Here is an 18,926-nt window from a genome sequence, read left to right on the forward strand (position 1 = left end):
CTATTTCTTCTGCCAGGCGCCGGCGGCGTTCTGGTAGTACCAGCCGGCGTGCGCCTTCTCGATCCATGTCTTGGCGAAGGCGGTGCGGATCTGCGCCTCCCATTCCGGGTGGTTGTTGGCGACGGCGATCTCGCGGTACAGCGCGGCGCGGTCGCGGTTCTCCTCGGCCACGGCGGCATTGGCCTGGGCGCGCTGGCTCAGCGGCACCTTCGCCGCGTCGCGCATGGCCACCATGCCGTCGTGGGTGAAGCCGACCGCGCCGCTGTCCAGCAGCTGGCCGAGGATGCCGCCGATGCGCTGGTTCATGCGCGCATGAATGGCGTCGGTGGCGCTGGTGTGGACGCGGAAATCCGGCGTCTCGGCCGCCTGCGCGGCGGGGATCAGCAGGTCGAGCAGCATGGCCGAGGGGTGCCCGGCGTCGCTCTTCGGCGCCGGCGGCGGCTCCTTCGCGGCCGGCTTGCCGGCGGCGTCGGCCTTGTCCAGCACGCTGCCGATGAACTGGTCGGCGGCCTTCTGCGCCGCGGCTTCGGGGAAGTACACGTTGATCGTGACACAGCCGACCAGCGCCACGGCCATGGTGGTCAGGATGACGTAGACGAGCTTGCGCATGACGTGACTCCGGTGCTGAAAAGTAAGTATGTGCAGAAAACCCGTTCTCGTGACTTTCGATCGCCAGTCCGGGTTTGGAGGTCGAATCGGCAACCGCTCAGTGAATCTCGGGCCCGCTGCCGCTGATGGCGTCCTGCAGCCGCTTGACCAGGGTGGGCCAGTCGACCTCGGTCTGGTGGCCGATCACCTGCAGGCGCGGCAGGCCGCTGCCTTCGACGATAGTGTAGCCACCGTCGGTCGGTTCCAGACCGCTCATCTTGCACACGGTGCCCTGCAAGGTGCAATTGAGGCCGATGCGCTGGTAGCCGAACGTCTTGAACAGTTTCAGCATCGCGCCCTGCAGGCCGGCAGCCACGCCGCCGCCACCGACCGAGGTGAGGTTGTTCACCGCGCGCTGGCTGATCCGTCCGCCGTCGCCGGCGAGCAGGCTGGCCTTGAACGCCACCGGGCTCCAGTCGACCAGGCGCAGGCCCTGGATGCTGCCGTCCAGCCGCCCGGTGATGCTGCCGAAGTCGAACACGCTGGTGATCGCACCGAGATCGAGCTGCTTCAGGTCGATATCCGCGCTGAGCACCGGACTGGTCCCGAACGGTTGCTGCAGGGACAGCCGGGTGATGTCGACGAAGCCGTCGAACACGTGCGCGCTGAGCCCGCCGCCGAGTTCCAGCCGGTCGTCGACCCAGCGCAGCGAGGGCACCGCGCCGGCCAGCGTGCCGGGGAACGCGGGCCAGCCCATCGCCTGGCTGAACGCCTTCATGTCCACGCCGGTCAGCACCAGCGAGGTCGCCAGCCGCTGGCCGGCAGCCGCGGCGGGGGACCAATCGAACTGGCCGATCTGCAGCTGGCCACCCAGCACCGGCATCGTCAGCGGCTGCTGCAGGCTCAGCATGCCGTCATGGCTGCGCCAGGTCGATTGGGCCGCGCCGTTCTCGATCCGGTAGAAACCCAGCCCGCGCCAGCCCAGCGTGGTGACGGGCCGGTCGCCCTTGGCCGACCAGTCCAGCGCGCCGTGCAGGCCGTCGATCGCCAGGCGCCCGGCAGCGTCGGTCAGGTCGAACCCATCGGTCTTGAACGCGAAGCTGCGCAGGGAATCCTCACGCCAGTCGACACTGGCGTCGATGTCGCCGGCCACCGTGAGGTCCTGCAGGCCCATCGTGTCGAGCCAGGAGCGCCCGTAACGTTCGTACGCCGCCGGGAAGCTGGCGTGCAGGCGGTCCAGCCGCAAGGCGCTCGGCGCGCCTTTGGCATCGAACGCCAGCGCGCCGGAGAGCTGCAGCGCATCGGCATCGGTGAAACGCAGGCGGCTCAGCTCCACCGCCCCGTCCGCAGCGTTGGCATGCAGATTCAACTGCACGGGATGATCGGGCAGCTTGGCGTAGAGCGGACCCAGCAGCAGCTCGCCCCCGCGCAGGCCTGCATCGAGGTCGATCTGTGCCGGGCCATCGCCGTAGTCGAAGTTGAAGCGGCCATTGCCGCTGACGCCCCGCCCGGCAAGCGTGCCGCTGGGCGTGTCGAAACCCACCTCGTGCAGACTGAACTGGCCGGAGGAACGCAGGCCCGGGTCACGCAGGTCCAGTGCCAGCTCGGCATCCACCCGGCCGGCGGTGGTGCGGCCGGACCAGACGGTGCCGAGCAGGCCTTGCAGCCAGCCTGCCGGCAGGTTTGTCACACGGATCTGCGCATGCGTGGGCTGATCCAGCGGCAAGGCGCCGCTGAGCGTGGCCTGGCCCTGCAACACGTCGATCTGCAAGGTGTTGGCCGCCGGGCTCACCTGCACCTGCACCTGCGCATCGGCGAGCGCGCCGCCGGGCGCGCGGGCCAGCTTGAGGTTGCCGTCCAGCACCCAGCCCATGTGCTCGTTGCGGCGCAGGCTGCCGGCAAGATCCAGCGGCAGGCGGCGCCAGCCCATGGCCGGCAGGTCGGCCTTGTCCGCATGCAGCGACACGGTGAGCGCGCCGGCGCCGTCCTCGCCCAGGCGCAGCGTCACCGCCTGCAGTTGAAGTCCCGGCATGCTGATCGACCTGGCCGACAGCAGCACGTCGGCCCGCGCCGGCGCGAACCAGAGCAGACCCAGCAGGAGGCCGCAACACAGCGCGAAGCGGCTCGAAATGTGGCTTGAAGTCGGGCGCATCTCGGGCCATTCTGCCAAATCCAGATGAACGACAAGGATTTCGTCTTGAGCGAGCGCCCGGAATCTTGCAGTTCGTCCCTCCGCCAGGCACCCCGCCCCTACGTTCTGGTCGCCGATGACGACCCCGGCAGTTGCCGCTTCCTCAGCGACGGGCTGCGCTCACTGGGCGCCACGGTGGAGACCGCCGGCAGCGGCCGGGAAGCGCTGGAGCGCGCCGGTGCGGGCAAGTTCGACCTGTTGCTGCTCGACTGCCGCATGCCCGGCGGCGGCGCCCTGCACGTGCTGGAGCAACTGCGCGCCGATGTCCGCTCTGCCTCCGTCGACAGCACCGCCGTGGCCACCAGCGCGGACATCGCGCCGGCCGACCGCGACGACCTGCTGGCGGCAGGCTTCAGCGACATCCTGCTCAAACCCTGCACCCTGACCGACCTGCGCCGCGTGCTGGCGCTGATCCAGGCCGAGTCGTCGTCCGTGCTGGACGATGGCGCGGCGCTCTGCAGCAGCGGCGACGCCACCACGATGCGTGCGTTGCGCCTGTTGCTGCGCGAGGAACTCGCGCTGCTGCAAGGCGAACTGGACCAGCTCAGCGCCGACCGCGTCGCATTCGCCGAACGGCTGCACCGGCTGCGTTCCTCATGCGGATTTTGCGGTGCCACGGCGCTGGCCGAACAGGCGGTGCGACTGCAGCGGCAACTCCTGCCCGACGGCTCCGCGCCCGCCGCCTTGGCCAGCTTCCGCCGCGTGCTGGCCGCGACGCTGCAGGCGCTGGACAGCTAGGAGCGTGGGCGGTAGAAACTTTCGAGGCGAAAAAGTGGCTGCGTGAGGACAGATTTTCGACGATTCGCCGGCCCATAGTGGTTCTACGAGCAGGAAGCGGCGGAAATATGGACCGCGCAGACGCTTTTGCAGCCCGGGAGATTTCTACCGCCCACGCTCCTGGCGCGGACTCACGCCGGCGGCTTGGCGCGGTCGCTGCCCGCGGCGGGAGCGCGGCGCGAGACCGCCATCGACAGCACCCGCCACGCGCGCAACTCGCCGCCGCCGAGGTGGAAGCGGATGATTTCGCGCATCAGGTCGCGCAATGCTTTCAGGCCGTGCGGGTCGGGCATGCGGTCGTGCGCCAGTGCCAGCAGGTCGGCGCCGCGCATCGCGCGGGGCGCGTCGGCGGCGCAACGCCGCGCGCCTTCCTCGACCTGGTAGCGATACCACGCGTCCGGCTCGATCACCTCGCCGGTGTCCGCCTCGTGCAGCAACGGCAGGCCGTAACCGGTGGCCTGCAGCAGGTCGCGTTCGAAGCGGCGCAGGCTCCAGCTGATCGACTCGCCCGTGGCCAGCCGCGCCAGCGCTGCGGCATAGGCATCGAACAGCGGCCCCAGCGGGTCCTGCCGCCCGGTCAGGCGCACCACCAACTCGTTGAGATACAGCCCGGCCAGCGCCGCGTCGCCTTCCAGTCGCTGCGGCGTGCCGACCGCCTCGACGGCGGTGAGCGTGGCCATCTCGCCGCGCAGCAGCAGACCCAGCGCCAGCGGCTGGAACGGTTCGAGCTGCGCACGCCGCAACCGTGCACGCTCACCGCGCACGCCCCGCGCCACCACACCCAACCGCCCATGCTCGCGGGTCAGGCACTCCAGCAACAGCGACGTCTCGCGATACGGCCGCGCGTGCAGGACATAGGCGGGTTGCTGGTCGATGCGCATGGCTTGGGGGCTGGGAATAGGGAATGGAGAATAGGGAACAGGAGAGCAGTGGTCGCCTTGGCGATTCCCTACTTCCTGTTCCATAACTCGCAGAAAGCCAAAATGGGAAAACGGGATGGGAGAGCGGCGGATTCGGCTTTGACGATTCCCTATTCCCTATTCCCCATTCCCTGCTCTCAATCCGTATACCCGAATTTCTTCAGCATGTTTTCGTCGTCGGCCCAGCCTTCGCGGACCTTGACCCACAGGCGCAGGAACACTTTGCGCTCGAACATGCGCTCCATGTGGCGGCGGGCGCCGGAGCCGATCGCCTTGAGCTGGGCGCCGCCCTGGCCGATCACGATGGCTTTCTGGCCGGCGCGCTCGACCCAGATCACGGCGTGGATTTCGGCGACGCCGTCCGGCCGATCCTCGAACTGCTCGATCTCCACCGTGGTGGCGTACGGCAGCTCCTGGTCCAGCCGCAGCATCAACTGTTCGCGCACCATCTCGGCGGCGAGGAACCGTTCGCTGCGGTCGGTGACCTCGTCGACGCCGTAGATCGGCGCGCGTACCGGCAGGCGCTTGATGATGGCCTGCTCCAGCGCCTGCAGGCCCTGTTCCTTCAACGCGCTGACGTAATGGATCTCGTCGTACTGATGGTGCTGCGCCAGTTCGGCCACGAACGGCAGCATCACGGTCTTGTCCTTGTTCAGATCGACCTTGTTGATCACCAGCAGGCGCGGCGCGGACTGCTCGACCAGGGCGGTGTACAGCGCCTCGTCCTCGTCGGTGAAGCGACCGGCCTCGATCACCTGCACCACCAGGTCCACGTCGCCGATCGCCGAGCGGGCGGCGCGGTTGAGACTGCGGTTCATCGCCCGCTTGGCGCCCCGGTGCAGGCCCGGGGTGTCCACGTAGAGGATCTGCCCGGCCTCGTTGGTGTGGATGCCGAGAATGCGATGGCGCGTGGTCTGCGGTCGCGGGCTGATGATGGACAGGCGAAAGCCGATCAGCGCGTTGAGCAGGGTCGACTTGCCCACGTTCGGGCGTCCGGCCAGGGCCACGGTGCCGCAGCGGAAATCCTCATGCGGCAGGCTGCCGTCGGCGATGTCGAGGGGGTCGTTCATGGTGGCAGGCTCGGCGAGTCGGAGGGCAAGTGTAGTGCGTGGAAGGCGCGCGCACGGTGAACCCGCGGCGCCGGCGGCTCAGGAGTCGCGCGCCAGTTCCAGCAACTGGCCGAGCACGCTCTCGGCGGCATCCTGTTCGGCGGCGCGGCGGCTGCCGGCCGTGGCAGCGGCGACGATCTGCAGCGGTTCGCTGATGCGGCAGGTCACGTCGAAGGTCTTGGCGTGGTCCTCGCCGTGGCTGTCGACCAGCTCGTACTGCGGCAGCGGCCAGCCCCCGGATTGCAGGTGTTCCTGCAGCCGGGTCTTGGCGTCCTTGGACGAGCGTCGCAGCGCGGCGACGCGCTCGCCGAACAGGTCGCGCACCAGGCTGCGGCAGGTGTCGAAACCGGCATCCTCGTACACCGCCGCCACCAGTGCCTCGAACGCATCGGCGAGGATCGAGTCGCGACGGAAGCCGCCGCTCTTGAGCTCGCCGGGGCCGAGCTTCAGCTCGTCGCCCAACTCCAGCTCGCGCGCCACCACGGCCAGCGCGTTGCCGTTGACCAGTTGCGCACGCAGCCGCGACAGCTCGCCTTCGCTGGCCTTGGGATGCACCTCGTAAAGCAGCTCGGCGATGATCGCGCCCAGCAGCGCATCGCCGAGGAACTCCAGCCGTTCGTTGTTGGGCTTGCCGGCGCTGCGGTGGGTCAGCGCCAACTGCGCCCAGGCCGGATCACTGAATCGGTGACGGAGCTTCAACGTCTACTCGCCGACATTGCCCTGCAGCGGCACGCTCTTGTTGAAGTGCAGCAGGAAGTCGATGTTGTACATGAACGGGATCTGCTTGTCGTAGGCCACGGTCAGCACGCTGGTGCCGCCGGCGTCGCGCTTGATGGTGATGTTGGCCGGCTTGACGGTGGCATCGTCGACGTACTGGAAGCCGAGCTTGAACATCAAATCGCGGCGGATCGAGTCCAGCGACTTGCCATTGGTGCCTTCGGTGGCGATCTGGTTCATCGCCTTGGTCACGCCCATGTACTCGGAATACGACGGCGCCAGTTTCATCGCCATGTAGGCAAAGAAGCCCACTACCACGATGATGAGCAGGAAGCCGATCAGGGTGATGCCCGACTGTTTCGATTTCATAGTCCCCTCGCTATGCCGCCTGGGCGGCCGTTCGATCTGTGGATGTCCCGGTGTCGCCCGCACCCGCCGCACCGGCCCGGCCGGGGCCGATGGCGCCTGCGGATTCTCGCACTTGTTGGCCGCAGGCGGGGAGCGGGCGGCACGATCGCATCACGTTTTCGCGGTCGCGCGCCTGGCCGGAGGATGCGTCAGTGGATGACCGTGCCGATGCGCGAGAAATCCACGCCGCCGGTGCCCCAGCCCTTCCAGCTCATCCAGATCAGGAATGCCTTGCCGGCCAGGTTCTGCTCCGGCATGCAGCCCCACCAGCGGCTGTCTTCACTGTTTTCGCGGTCGTCGCCCATCACCAGATAGCAGTTGTCGGGCACCACCGCAGGCATGTTCGCGTTGGGCACCGGCGGCGTGGGCATGCGGTCGGGCATGCGCGCGATCAGGTGGGTCACCTTGCCCAGGTGCTCTTTCCAGATGGTGGCGCCGTAGGCGAGCAGTTCCTCGTCCGCCGGGCGCGCGTGGTTGCCCTTGAACGGGCCGATCTTCTCGGCCGGCACCGGCTTGCCGTTGATCACGATCTCGCTGTCGCGGATCTGGATGGTGTCGCCGGGCAGGCCGATCACGCGCTTGATCCAGTTCTGGTTCGGCACCGGAACGCTGCAGTCCGCATTGCCGCCGTGCACTACCGTGCCGTCGTCGCGATGGCAGGTGAAGCCGGGCCAGCGGAACACCACCACGTCGCCGCGCTCGGGTTCGCCCAGGTCGAGGATCTTGTTGTTGAACGCCGGCAGGCGCAGGCCATAGGCGAACTTGTTGACCAGGATGAAATCGCCCACGTCCAGCGTCGGCATCATCGAGCCGGACGGGATGCGGAACGGCTCGGCCACGAACGACCGCAGCAGCAGCACCACCAGCACCACCGGGAACAGCGAGCGCGCCCAGTCCACCGGCATCGGGTCGCGATACTCCTCGCCCGCCGCGTCCAGCCGCGCCTTGCGCTTCTTGTACAGGAACAGCCGATCCAGCCCCCACACCACGCCGAACAGCACGGTGAGGCCAAGCAGAATCGCCGCAAAATCAAATTCCATGAGGGGCTCCCTTTGGAGCCAGGAATGGGGAATCGGGAATGGGGAATAGTGAAGCCGCTCTTCCTATTCCCGATTCCCGATTCCCTATTCCCGGCCTTTGGCTATTTATCCACTTTCAACACGGCGAGGAAGGCTTCCTGGGGGATCTCGACCCGCCCGACCTGCTTCATCCGTTTTTTGCCTTCCTTCTGTTTCTCCAGCAGCTTCTTCTTGCGGCTGACGTCGCCGCCGTAGCACTTGGCCAGCACGTTCTTGCGCAATGCCTTCACCGTCGAGCGGGCGATGATCTGCGCGCCGATCGCGGCCTGGATCGCCACGTCGAATTGCTGGCGCGGAATCAGCTCCTTCATGCGCTCGACCAGTTCGCGGCCGCGGCGGTCGGCGTGGCTGCGGTGCACGATCAGGCTCAGCGCGTCGACGCGCTCGCCGTTGATCAGCACATCGGTGCGCACGAACGGACCGGCCTCGAACCGGTCGAAGTGGTAATCCATCGAGGCGTAGCCGCGCGAAACGGACTTCAGCCGGTCGAAGAAATCCATCACCACCTCGGCCAGCGGCATCTCGTAGCTGATCTGCACCTGGGTGGCCAGGTACTGGATCGAACGCTGCACGCCGCGCTTTTCCTCGCACAGCTTGATCACGCTGCCGATGTAGTCCGGCGGGGTGAGGATGTTGGCCACGATGATCGGCTCGCGGATTTCCTGGATCAGGCTGGAGTTGGTCGGCAGCTTGGCCGGGTTGTCCAGTTGCAGGATCGAGCCGTCGCTGAGCAGCACCTCGTAAACCACCGTGGGTGCGGTGGTGATCAGGTTGAGGTCGTATTCGCGCTCTAGCCGCTCCTGCACGATTTCCATGTGCAGCATGCCGAGGAAGCCGCAGCGGAAGCCGAAGCCCATCGCCTCGGAGGACTCCGGCTCGAAGAACAGCGCGGCGTCGTTCAAGCGCAGCTTGTCCAGCGCCTCGCGCATCGCCGGGAAGTCGTCCGACGACACCGGGAACAGGCCGGCGAACACGCGCGGCTGCATGGTCTGGAAGCCCGGCAGCGGCGCCGCGGCCGGCTTGCCGGCGTGGGTCAGCGTGTCGCCCACCGGCGCGCCGTGCACGTCCTTGATCGAGGCGTTGATCCAGCCCACTTCGCCCGCCGACAGCTTGTCCAGCTTCTTGCGCTTGGGCGTGAACACGCCGACGTCGTCGACCTCGTGGCTGCGCCCGGTGGACATCACCAGCAACTTGTCGCCGGGCTTGATCTCGCCCTGCATGACGCGCACCAGCGAGATCACGCCGAGGTAGTTGTCGAACCACGAGTCGATGATCAGCGCCTGCAGGCGATCGGTGTCGCGCGGCTTGGGCGGCGGGATGCGCGCCACGATTGCCTCCAGCACCTCGACCACGTTGAGCCCGGTCTTGGCGCTGATCGCCACCGCGTCGGTGGCGTCGATGCCGATCACCGCCTCGATCTCGCCCTTGACCTTCTCGACGTCGGCGGTGGGCAGGTCGATCTTGTTGAGCACCGGCACCACTTCCAGGCCCATCTCCACCGCGGTGTAGCAGTTGGCCACGGATTGGGCCTCGACGCCCTGTGCCGCGTCGACCACCAGCAGCGCACCCTCGCACGCGGCCAGCGAACGGCTCACCTCGTAGGAGAAATCCACGTGGCCGGGGGTGTCGATGAAGTTGAGCTGGTAGGTCTTGCCGTCGCGCGCGGTGTAGGGCAGCGACACCGACTGTGCCTTGATGGTGATGCCGCGCTCGCGCTCGATCGGATTGTTGTCCAGCACCTGTGCTTCCATCTCGCGGTCAGCCAGACCGCCGCAGATCTGGATGATGCGGTCGGCCAGCGTGGACTTGCCGTGATCGATGTGGGCAATGATGGAGAAGTTGCGGATCAATTCCATGGAGCGCGAGCGGCCTTTCGGTCGTGGGGTCCGCCGCCACGCACCATGCATGACGACGCGCCGCCCCGAGGCGACGCCAACCCCGCATTATCGCATGGAACACCCGTCCGGCAGGCATCCGCGAGGGGATCGGTGCCGCCCCGCGACGGGCGGCACCCTTGCCGGGCGAGGTCCGGCTACTTCCCGTCCGGCACGGTCAGGCCGATGAACTGGCTCTGGTCGCCGCGGCGCACCAGCAGCAGGACCGTGCTGCCCGCCTTGACGTCCTTCGTGGCCGCCTCGAACTCCGCCACGCTGCCGATCTTGCGCTGGTTGACCATCAGGATCACGTCGCCGGCGCGCAGCCCCGACTGCGCCGCCACCGGACCGGTGATGGCGTCGATCACCACGCCCTGCCCGTCCTTCAGCCCGAGTTGCTTGCGGGTATCGTTGTCGAGCGACTGCACGCTCAACCCCAGCGCGGCCGAACCGCTGCGCGCGGAGGGCGAGCCGGCGCTGCGGTTGTCCACGGCATTGCCGTCGCGCTTGGCCTCACCGATGGTCACCTGCACGGTCTGCTTCTTGCCGTTGCGCAGGATCTCCACCGGCACCTTGCTGCCCGGCTTGGTCATGCCCACCAGCGGCGGCAGGTCGGCGGCCTGCTGCAGGTCGTGGTTGTCGTAGGCCAGGATGATGTCGCCGGCCTGGAGGCCGGCCTTGCCGGCACCGCTGTCCGGGTCCACGTCGACCACGGCCGCGCCGACGCCGTTGTCGAGCTTGAACGCCTTGACGATGTCGTCGCTGACCGGCTGGATCGTCACGCCGAGTTGCCCGCGCGACACGTAACCCTTGGTCTTCAGTTGCTGCACCGCGTTCATTGCCACGTCGATCGGGATCGAGAACGACACGCCGAGATAGTCGCCGGTGTTGGAATAGATCTGCGAATTGATGCCGACCACCTGGCCCTGCAGGTTGAACAGCGGGCCGCCGGAGTTGCCGCGGTTGATCGGCACGTCGGTCTGGATGAAGGAGGTATATGGCTGGTCGCGCTGGCCCAGGTTGCGGCCCACCGCGCTGACGATGCCCTGGGTCACGGTGTAGTCGAAGCCGAACGGCGAGCCGATCGCGAGCACCCACTGGCCCGGTTTCAGGCTGCGCGAATTGCCGATGGTCACCGTCGGCAGCGCACCGCCGGCATCGACCTTGAGCAGGGCGATGTCATAGGTCGGGTCGGTGCCGACCACCTTGGCGGTCAGCGTGCGGCGATCCTGCAGGCGCACGGTGACTTTGTCCGCATGGTCGACCACGTGGTTGTTGGTGAGGATGTAACCGTCGCTGGAGATGATGAAACCCGAACCCAGCGAGGTATGCCGCTGCTCCTCGGGCGAGGGCATCATCGGCATGCCGAAGAAGCGCCGCAGGATCTCGGCGCCCGGGTCGTTGGGCATGCCCTGCCCCGGTCCCATCTGGCCCTGCACGCGCATCGAGCGATTCGGTTCGCCGGTGTACCGGGCCTCCACGTGCACTACCGCAGGGGCGTTCTGCTGCACGATGCCGGTGAAATCCGGCAGCGCCGCGGCGGCCGCCGGCTGGGCCTGCACGCCGCCGACCCCGGCCAGGCCCAGCAGGGCGCAACAGGCCAGCGTACGCAAGATGGAATGACTCATGACTCCTCCTTGGGTTTGAACTGCAGCCGGCGCGAACCGGCGATCAATGACGACGCGGCAAGCGGGCCGCGGCACAGTCGAGCGGCCGCACAACACCTTCGGCGCAGGCGCCGAGGGGACATCCGCATCAACAGGATTTGCCGCGAACCATCACTCGCCCGACAATCTCAGCGCCGGCCGGCAGCGGCCTGGTGCGAGGCATCCGGTGCCGGGTCGAGCAGCAGCAGATAGCTGCCGTCGTTGTTGTCCAGGGTGCGATAACGATGCATCGCCGGGTAGGTCGACATCCGCCGCGCATCACGCGACTGGCCGTCGTCCAGCGGCGCGCCCAAGGTAGCCGAAGCCTGCTGGCTGAGCAGGCCGGCTGCGTTGCCGCTGAGCCATGGCGGCACCGAAGGCGGTGCTGCCGGCGTGCTCGCCGGCGTCGACAAGGTCACCTGGCTGGTCCCCGCCACCACGGCGGAGTCCACGCGGCCGGCATCGCCCGCCGGCTGGCTGATCATCAACGCCGCGGCGGCCACGCTGGCGGCGATCACGCCACCGCCGGACCAGCGCAACCAGGCGTGCCGTCGCGACGGCGCCGCGGCGGCCACCGTCTCCTGCTCGATCGCCAGCATCACCCGCGCGGCGAAGCCGCCGGAGGCGCGCAGGGTGATCTCGCGGCGCAGGCCGTCGCGGGCAAAGTGGTAGCCCGACCATGCCTGGCGCAAGGCTTCATCGTGATCGAGTCGGCGCAACAGGAAACGCAACTGCTCGACAGGCAATTCGCCGTCCATGCTGGCCGAGAGATTCTCGAGGGCGTCCTGGTGGGTCTGTGCCTGGTTCATGTCGGATCCTCGCGGCCAGACAGCAGCGGCCGCAGCTTTTCGTCGATCGCCTCACGCGCCCGGAAGATGCGCGAACGCACCGTACCGATCGGACAGCCCATCGCTTCGGCGATTTCATCGTAACTGAGGCCATCCACTTCACGCAGGGTGATGGCGGTCCGCAGTTCCTCGGGCAGGGCTTGGACAGTGGAAAACACCGATTGTTCAATTTCCTGGCGCATCAATTCGTGCTCGGGGGTGGCGCTGTCGTGCATGCGCTCGGCCCCGGCCATGAACTCGGCTTCGTCCGCGTCGACGTCGCCGGAGGGCGGCCGTCGCCCCATCGCCACCAGGTGGTTCTTGGCGGTGTTGACCGCGATCTTGTACAGCCAGGTGTAGAACGCGCTGTCGCCACGGAACGAGCCGATCGCGCGCCAGGCGCGGATGAAGGATTCCTGCGCGATGTCCTCGCACTCGGCATGGCTGCGCACGTAACGCGAAATCAGCCCGATCAGCTTGTGCTGGTACTTGCGCACCAGCAGGTCGAAGGCGCGCTTGTCCCCCTGCTGGACCCGCTCGACCAGCGCGCGGTCCAGTTCGTTTTCGCCCATGCGGGCCGTGTCCATCGTCAATGCCGTCATCCGCTGAGGGTGCCTGGGGTGAGCTGAACCCGGCGCTCAGACCACGAGCGGCCCACCGAGTTCAGTTTAGCCAATCGTCGCGCCAGCTCCCGTTATGGGGCCGCCTGCGGACCGCTCAAGCCGGTTCGGCCTGCCGCACGCCCAGCAGGCGCTGGCGCTCGGCCAGCATCTTCTCGAAGCTGATCGGCTGCAACGGCCGGCAGAACAGGTAACCCTGCAGCTCGTCGCAATGGTGGTCGCGCAGGAATTGCAGGTGCTGCTCGGTCTCCACGCCCTCGGCCACCACCGCACGGTTCAGCCGGTGGGCCATCTCGATGGTGGCCCGCACGATCGCCTCGTCGTCCGGGTCCACGCCGATATTGCGCACGAAGCTCTGGTCCACCTTGATGCGGTCGGCGGGCAGCCGGCGCAGGTAGTCCAGCGAGGCGGCGCCGGTGCCGAAATCGTCGATCGCGATGTGACAGCCGAGCCGGTGCAGCGCATTGAGGTTCTCCACCAGGTTCGGCGCCGCCTTGATGCTGATGCTCTCGGTGATCTCCATTTCCAGCAGGGTGGGATCGAGCCCGGTCTCGCGCAGCGCGCGCGCCACCATCTCCAGCAACTGCGGCTCCATCAACTGCACGGCCGACAGGTTGACGCCCAGGCGCAGGCGCAAGCCGTAGCGCTGCTCCCACTCGCGCGCCTGGCGGCAAGCGGTGTGCATCACCCATTCGCCGATCGACACGATCAGCCCGGTCTCCTCGGCCAGCGGAATGAACACGGCGGGGCTGATCATGCCCAGCTCGGGGTGCTCCCAGCGCACCAGCGCCTCCATGCCCACGATGTCCTCGGTCTCGGCATTGACCTGGGGCTGATAGACCACGCGCAACTCGCCGTTGCCTTCGGCGTGGCGCAGGCGCGTCTTCAGCGCCATGCCGTGCTGGCGCGCGTACTCCGGACTGACCTCGTAGATCTGGAAGTTGTTGCGGCCTTTGTGCTTGGCCGAATACATCGCCTCGTCCGCATGCTTGAGCAGGGTATCCGCGTCGTTGGCGTCGTCGGGAAAAAAGCTCACGCCCATCGACACGGTGACCTGCAGCTCCACGCCGTCTTCCAGGAAGATCGGCGACTCCATCATCTGCACGATCTTCTCGGCCACGCGCAGCACGTCGTCGTTCTTGACGATGTGGCGCAGCACGATGGTGAACTCGTCGCCGGCATAACGCGCCACGGTGTCGGAGGCGCGGATGCTGCCGCGCAACCGCTGGGTGACAGTGCGCAACACCCGGTCGCCGGTGGCGTGGCCGTAGGTATCGTTGATGGCCTTGAACCGGTCCAGGTCGACGAACAGCAGGGCAAAGCACTCGCCGTTGCGGATCGCCTCGCGCAGGATCGCCTCCAGCCGGTCGTTGAACAGCAACCGGTTGGGCAACCCGGTCAAGGCATCGACCAAGCCCTCGGCGCGACCCTGTTCGCGGGTGCGCTGCAGCTCCAGCGTGCGGGCGAAACGCGCCGCCGCGCAACGCAGCACCGGCTCGACCACCGCCATCTCGGCGAAACCGCGGCGGCTGCCGGCGAGCACGGCGCCGAGCACGCTGTGCCGCTCGTCGTACATCGGCAAGCCGACGAAGCCGGCCAGATCCAGCTGCTGCAGCAGCGGGTCGACCGCCGCCAGCTTGCCGGCATCGCTCTGGTACCGCATCGCCTGCCCGCCCAGCACCAGTTGCAGCGAACTCTGCAGGTAGCCCGGCGGCCACTGCGCGTGTTCCTCGCGGCTCAGTTGCAGGACCTGGGCGGGGGCGTCGGCCGTTTCCGGACGGACCGACCACACGGCCAGATAGTCCAGCGCCAGCTCGTCGAACAGCAGTTGCGCGCAGGCGGACTGCGCGTCGACGCCGCTGCTTGAGGCGAACAGGCGCGACAACAGCGACAACGCCGCCTCCGGCCGCAGGTCGGCGCGATCGCTGCGAAACTGCAGCGCCAGAGCCGCGCTGCCGCCCTGCTCGACCCGCCGCACGTTCACCTGACCGGTGTCGTAACCCAGCGACGACTTGCGCCGGGCCGGATGCCAGCGGCGATCCGCGTCGTTGAAAATGGTGACCGACGTGTCGCCCTCGAGCTGTACCGCCTCGGCCAGCGCCAGCCCGGCCCACTCGCTGGCAGGCAGGCGACTGTGCCGGATCACGCCGGGACTGACTTCGAGCAGGCACTGGCTCTGCAGGTCGACCATCAACCATTCGCTGCCGCTTTCCTCGAAGGCCCATCGCCAATCGCCGGCCGCACCCCAAACCGTCGGGACCGGGCCACCGGCTGCGCTGACCGGCAGGCGCTGCCAGCGCGCGACCAGTTCGGTGGCAATCTGTCCGGCGCAAAGCCAGTCGGCGATCCCCGGCGGCAGGTCGGCCGGGCTGCACGGCGCGCCATCGGCCAGCACCACGATCAGCGGCGCATCGGCGGCGCCCGGCAGCCGGCGCAATTGCTCGCAAGCGGCGCAGGCCTGGGTTTCGTCGCCATCCAGCACCAGCACCATCAACTGCAGCGGTTCCTGCGCGGCATTGCCCTCCAGCAGGATCGCCGCGTGGGAAATGTCGCGCGCCGAATGCAGCCGCGCGTAGCCGGCACGATCGAGCGCGTCGAACAGCGCCCGGCGCAGGTCGCGCTGGGCGGCTACCAGCAGGATGCCCGCATTCATGTGCGCGGCCTCATGTCAGCCAGCGACCATCGCGCAGGCGCAGCTGGCGCGGCTTGCCGTCTTCGGTACTGACCTGGGCGGCGAGGTCGCCCAGGTGGGCCACCAGCGCCTGCGGCGCATCGACCAGCACCACGCGGCGCAGGTGGCCCTTGGGCGCCCGCGCCAACTGGCGCAGCATCGCTGCATCCACCGCCGACAGGGGCAGCTCCACCCCGCGCAGGAAATAGACGCCGAAATGCATGCTCTGCTGCATGTAACGCAACGCATTGCCGAGCCGCTCGCAGTCCGGCACCCGGGCATGGGCCTCGCGCAGGCTGCCCAGCCCGGTGTCCGGCTGCCACAGGTATACCGCTTGGCCGCTGTGCCTGGCCAGCACGCGCACCTGTTCGATCAGCGCTTCGGCGTCCTTGCTTTGCAACACGACCAGGCCACTGGGCGCGGTCAGGATGCGTTCGAATATCTCGGCGCCAGCCTGGGGTACGGCGGAGGCCATGGCGATGGTCATCTGGTTTCGTCCTGCGGCAGGTGCTGAATCCGGACCCGCGGCGAGCGCGGATGCCTTCGAATGGCCGGGAACCGATCGACCCTCGTCGACCCGGTTCAGTTAGCCAATCGCACCTGCGGGAATCGCTCGGGAGCACCCGCGCGTGCGACTGGTTTCGGCGGATACCGTCCGCAACGGTCCGATTTCACACCGCTGTCACCAGCGGGTCAAGCGCACGCGTCACATCTCGCAATCGCGACCACGGAACGGTATGGTTCAGGCCTCCTCCACCATGTGCCGACCCCCATGTTCGAAGGATTGCGATTCAACCACTGGCGGACCCACGAGGACGATGGCCTAGTGACGCTGACGCTCGACCGCGCCGGCAGCAGCGTCAATGCGATCAATCGTGCCGTGCTGGACGAGCTGGATCAGATCGTCGAGCGGCTGGCGATCGACATGCCCGCCGGCGTCATCATCCATTCGGGCAAGTCCGCGGGCTTTGCGGTGGGCGCGGACATCCGCGAGTTCGTGGAATACGCGCGCCAGGACACCGTGCGCGAGAACATCGAGCACGGCCAGCGCGTGTACGAAGCACTGGCCCGGCTCGCCTGCCCCACCGTGGCCGCGGTGCACGGTCCCTGCATGGGCGGCGGCACCGAATTGATCCTGGCGTGCCGTCTGCGCGTGGCGGCCGACGAGGACAGTACCCGCATCGCCCTGCCCGAGGTGATGCTCGGCATCCACCCCGGCTGGGGCGGCACGGCCCGCCTGCCACGCCTGATCGGTGCGGCCGAGGCGATGCCGGTGATGCTCACCGGCAAGCCGCTCTCGGCGCGGCGCGCACTCGCGCTGGGCGTGGTCGATCACCTCGCACGCCCGCAGGAGCTGCTGGCCGAGGCGCGCCTGCTGCTGCGACGCGCGCCGTCGCGACCGTTCGGGCGTCGAGCCAAGGCGTGGGCCAGCAACAGCTGGCTGGGGCGACAGATCCTGGCGCCGATCATGGTCAAGCAGACGGCGGCCAAGGTACGTCGCGAGCACTATCCGGCGCCGTTCGCCCTGATCGACGTGTGGAAGCGCGGCGGCAGCGACATCGGCCAGCGCTTGAAGATCGAAGCCGACTCGGTGGCGCGGCTGGCGCAGACACCCACCGCGCAGAACCTGATCCGCATCTTCTTCCTGCAGGAGCGGCTGAAGGGCCAGGGCGGCGGCGTCGATGCGGCCATCAACCGCGTGCACGTCGTGGGTGCCGGCGTGATGGGCGGCGATATCGCCGCCTGGGTGGCGCTGAAAGGCATGGACGTGACCCTGCAGGACCGCGAGATGAAGTACATCCAGCCGGCGCTGGATCGCGCACGCGCGCTGTACGAGAAAAAGCTCAAGACCCCGGAGAAGATCGACGCGGCAGTGCAGCGGCTGCGCGCCGACGTCGACGGCAAGGGCGTCGCCCAGGCGGATCTGGCGATCGAGGCGATCTACGAGAATGCCGAGGCGAAAGAGGCGCTGTACGCCGCCATCGAGCCACAGCTCAAGGACGGGGCAATCCTGGCCAGCAACACCTCCAGCATTCCGCTGGACGAACTGCGCGGCAAGCTCGCTCGTCCGGCAGACTTCCTCGGCCTGCATTTCTTCAACCCGGTGGCGCAGATGCCGCTGGTGGAGGTCGTGCGCCACGACCGGCTCGACCCGGCCATCGAGAAACGCGCGCTGGCGTTCTGCAAGGCGATCGGCAAGCTGCCGGTCGCGGTCAAGGGCACGCCGGGCTTCCTGGTCAACCGCATCCTGGTCCCGTACCTGCTCGAAGCCATGCGGCTGTACAGCGAGGGCGTGCCCGGCGCGGTGCTCGATCGCGAGGCGAAGAAGTTCGGCATGCCGATGGGGCCGATCGAACTGGCCGACACGATCGGTCTGGACGTCTGCGCCTCGGTGGGCAAGGAGTTGGCGCCTTTCCTTGGCCTGGAGCTGCCGCCCGGCATGGACGAACGGCTCGCCGCCGGCAAGCGCGGCAAGAAGGACGGCCAGGGACTGTACGTGTGGCAGGACGGCAAGCCGCAGAAGCCCGAAGTGGACAACGACTACGTGACACCGCCGGACCTGCAGGATCGAATGATCCTGTCGATGGTCAACGAGGCGGTGGCCTGCCTGGCCGACGGCGTGGTCGACGACGCCGATCTGCTGGATGCAGGCGTGATCTTCGGCACCGGATTCGCACCCTTCCGTGGCGGCCCGATCCAGTACGTGCGCAGCGAAGGCGCCGACACGCTGAAGGCGAAGCTGGAGCAGCTGGCCCGCCGCCATGGCGACCGCTTCAAGCCCAAGCATGGCTGGGACCATCCGGCGTTGACGCAAGCGCCGGACCGCTGAATCGCGCGGCGGGCGGTGCCCGCCGCGCTTGCTTCGTGAGGCGGCGGTGCCCGCCCTACTTCGACCTCACCACATGAGATCGTCGGGTACGCCGTCGTCATCCGTGCCGGCGGTGCCCGGCGCCACCAGCAAGGCGACGTGGTTGGCGTCCAGTTCGCGCAGTTGCTCGGCCGTGTCGCGGCTGACCAGCAGGTAGCGACCGGCATGCTGCACCACGCCCAGTTCGCCGGCGTTGAGTGCCACCAGCTGGGTTGCGTCGACATGGATGCGGCGGATCTTGCCGGCGTATTCGAAGTTGCGCACCTGGTCGGCATCGGCCTTGTTCAACGCCTGGCCATCCAGCAGTTGCTGGATGCGCAGCTTGCGCTCACGCCGCAGCCGGGCTTGCTCGGCCGCCTCGCGCTCGATCCGCTGGCGCTCGCGGGCTTCAGTCCGGGCACGCAGCGCGTATGCCTTGGCCAGGTCGATGTCCTGCTGGCTCTGTCCCGACGGCCGCGCCGCATGCGGCTTGCCGCCCTTGCGTGCGGGCTTGCCGGGCGACGCAGGCGTCGGGCGCTTCGGTTCGTGCGCGCGGTCCTGCTGCACTTGTTTGACGATGCCGCTCTTGAGCAGCTGATCGCGCAGGGAATCGGCCATGCGGGCATTCCGTGATCGGCAGGTGGGAGGGGT

16 protein-coding genes are annotated in these 18,926 nt (G+C 68.0%); 2 read left to right on the forward strand and 14 right to left on the reverse strand.

Annotated elements, in window-relative coordinates; translation table 11 throughout:
* Positions 1-609 (reverse strand): YdbL family protein, encoded by a 609-nt coding sequence (locus ACVCMI_RS11270; RefSeq protein ID WP_395118813.1) that lies wholly within the window; start codon positions 607-609, stop codon positions 1-3.
* 97 nt (positions 610-706) lie between these two features.
* Positions 707-2,740, reverse strand: a complete 2,034-nt coding sequence (locus ACVCMI_RS11275; protein ID WP_447098758.1) for a hypothetical protein — start codon at positions 2,738-2,740, stop codon at positions 707-709.
* Between the two features lie 45 nt (positions 2,741-2,785).
* Here ACVCMI_RS11275 and ACVCMI_RS11280 point away from each other — a divergent pair, with 45 nt between their 5' ends.
* Positions 2,786-3,517, forward strand: a complete 732-nt coding sequence (locus ACVCMI_RS11280) for a response regulator (RefSeq protein WP_447098757.1) — start codon at positions 2,786-2,788, stop codon at positions 3,515-3,517.
* A gap of 170 nt (positions 3,518-3,687) precedes the next feature.
* Here ACVCMI_RS11280 and recO read toward each other — a convergent pair whose 3' ends face one another.
* The 11 genes from recO to ACVCMI_RS11335 form a co-directional block, all read right to left on the reverse strand.
* Complete coding sequence (recO, locus tag ACVCMI_RS11285) at positions 3,688-4,437, reverse strand: DNA repair protein RecO (protein WP_395118819.1); 750 nt, start codon at positions 4,435-4,437, stop codon at positions 3,688-3,690.
* Positions 4,438-4,613: 176 nt separating this feature from the next.
* Positions 4,614-5,546: a GTPase Era gene (gene era / locus ACVCMI_RS11290; RefSeq protein ID WP_395118821.1), complete on the reverse strand. Its 933-nt coding sequence runs from the start codon at positions 5,544-5,546 to the stop codon at positions 4,614-4,616.
* A 78-nt stretch (positions 5,547-5,624) separates the two neighbouring features.
* Positions 5,625-6,284, reverse strand: coding sequence for a ribonuclease III (rnc, locus tag ACVCMI_RS11295; protein ID WP_447098756.1), 660 nt, complete (start codon positions 6,282-6,284; stop codon positions 5,625-5,627).
* A gap of 3 nt (positions 6,285-6,287) precedes the next feature.
* On the reverse strand, positions 6,288-6,671 hold the full coding sequence (locus ACVCMI_RS11300; protein ID WP_395118825.1) for a DUF4845 domain-containing protein: 384 nt from the start codon (positions 6,669-6,671) through the stop codon (positions 6,288-6,290).
* A gap of 188 nt (positions 6,672-6,859) precedes the next feature.
* On the reverse strand, positions 6,860-7,750 hold the full coding sequence (gene lepB / locus ACVCMI_RS11305) for a signal peptidase I (protein WP_395118827.1): 891 nt from the start codon (positions 7,748-7,750) through the stop codon (positions 6,860-6,862).
* 101 nt (positions 7,751-7,851) lie between these two features.
* Positions 7,852-9,645 carry a translation elongation factor 4 gene (lepA, locus tag ACVCMI_RS11310; RefSeq protein ID WP_395118829.1) on the reverse strand — a complete coding sequence of 598 codons (1,794 nt, stop codon included), beginning with the start codon at positions 9,643-9,645 and terminating at the stop codon, positions 7,852-7,854.
* A gap of 176 nt (positions 9,646-9,821) precedes the next feature.
* Positions 9,822-11,291, reverse strand: a complete 1,470-nt coding sequence (locus ACVCMI_RS11315) for a Do family serine endopeptidase (protein WP_447098755.1) — start codon at positions 11,289-11,291, stop codon at positions 9,822-9,824.
* A 167-nt stretch (positions 11,292-11,458) separates the two neighbouring features.
* Positions 11,459-12,118 carry a sigma-E factor negative regulatory protein gene (locus ACVCMI_RS11320; RefSeq protein WP_395118833.1) on the reverse strand — a complete coding sequence of 220 codons (660 nt, stop codon included), beginning with the start codon at positions 12,116-12,118 and terminating at the stop codon, positions 11,459-11,461.
* The gene (gene rpoE, locus ACVCMI_RS11325) at positions 12,115-12,708 is read right to left on the reverse strand and encodes an RNA polymerase sigma factor RpoE (RefSeq protein WP_395121396.1); all 594 of its coding nucleotides are present in this window, start codon (positions 12,706-12,708) and stop codon (positions 12,115-12,117) included. The genes ACVCMI_RS11320 and rpoE overlap by 4 nt, the downstream gene beginning before the upstream one ends.
* 145 nt (positions 12,709-12,853) lie before the next feature.
* Positions 12,854-15,409, reverse strand: coding sequence for a putative bifunctional diguanylate cyclase/phosphodiesterase (locus ACVCMI_RS11330; RefSeq protein WP_447098754.1), 2,556 nt, complete (start codon positions 15,407-15,409; stop codon positions 12,854-12,856).
* 10 nt (positions 15,410-15,419) lie between these two features.
* The gene (locus ACVCMI_RS11335; protein WP_395118837.1) at positions 15,420-15,914 is read right to left on the reverse strand and encodes a hypothetical protein; all 495 of its coding nucleotides are present in this window, start codon (positions 15,912-15,914) and stop codon (positions 15,420-15,422) included.
* A 285-nt stretch (positions 15,915-16,199) separates the two neighbouring features.
* Between ACVCMI_RS11335 and ACVCMI_RS11340 the strand changes: the two genes are divergently transcribed.
* Complete coding sequence (locus ACVCMI_RS11340; RefSeq protein WP_447098753.1) at positions 16,200-18,257, forward strand: 3-hydroxyacyl-CoA dehydrogenase NAD-binding domain-containing protein; 2,058 nt, start codon at positions 16,200-16,202, stop codon at positions 18,255-18,257.
* Between the two features lie 66 nt (positions 18,258-18,323).
* Here ACVCMI_RS11340 and ACVCMI_RS11345 read toward each other — a convergent pair whose 3' ends face one another.
* A complete protein-coding gene (locus ACVCMI_RS11345) occupies positions 18,324-18,893 on the reverse strand; it encodes a DUF2058 domain-containing protein (RefSeq protein ID WP_447098752.1) in 570 nt (189 codons plus the stop codon).
* Between the last annotated feature and the right edge of the window lie 33 nt (positions 18,894-18,926).

This window comes from Rhodanobacter sp. UC4448_H15 (assembly GCF_052978265.1).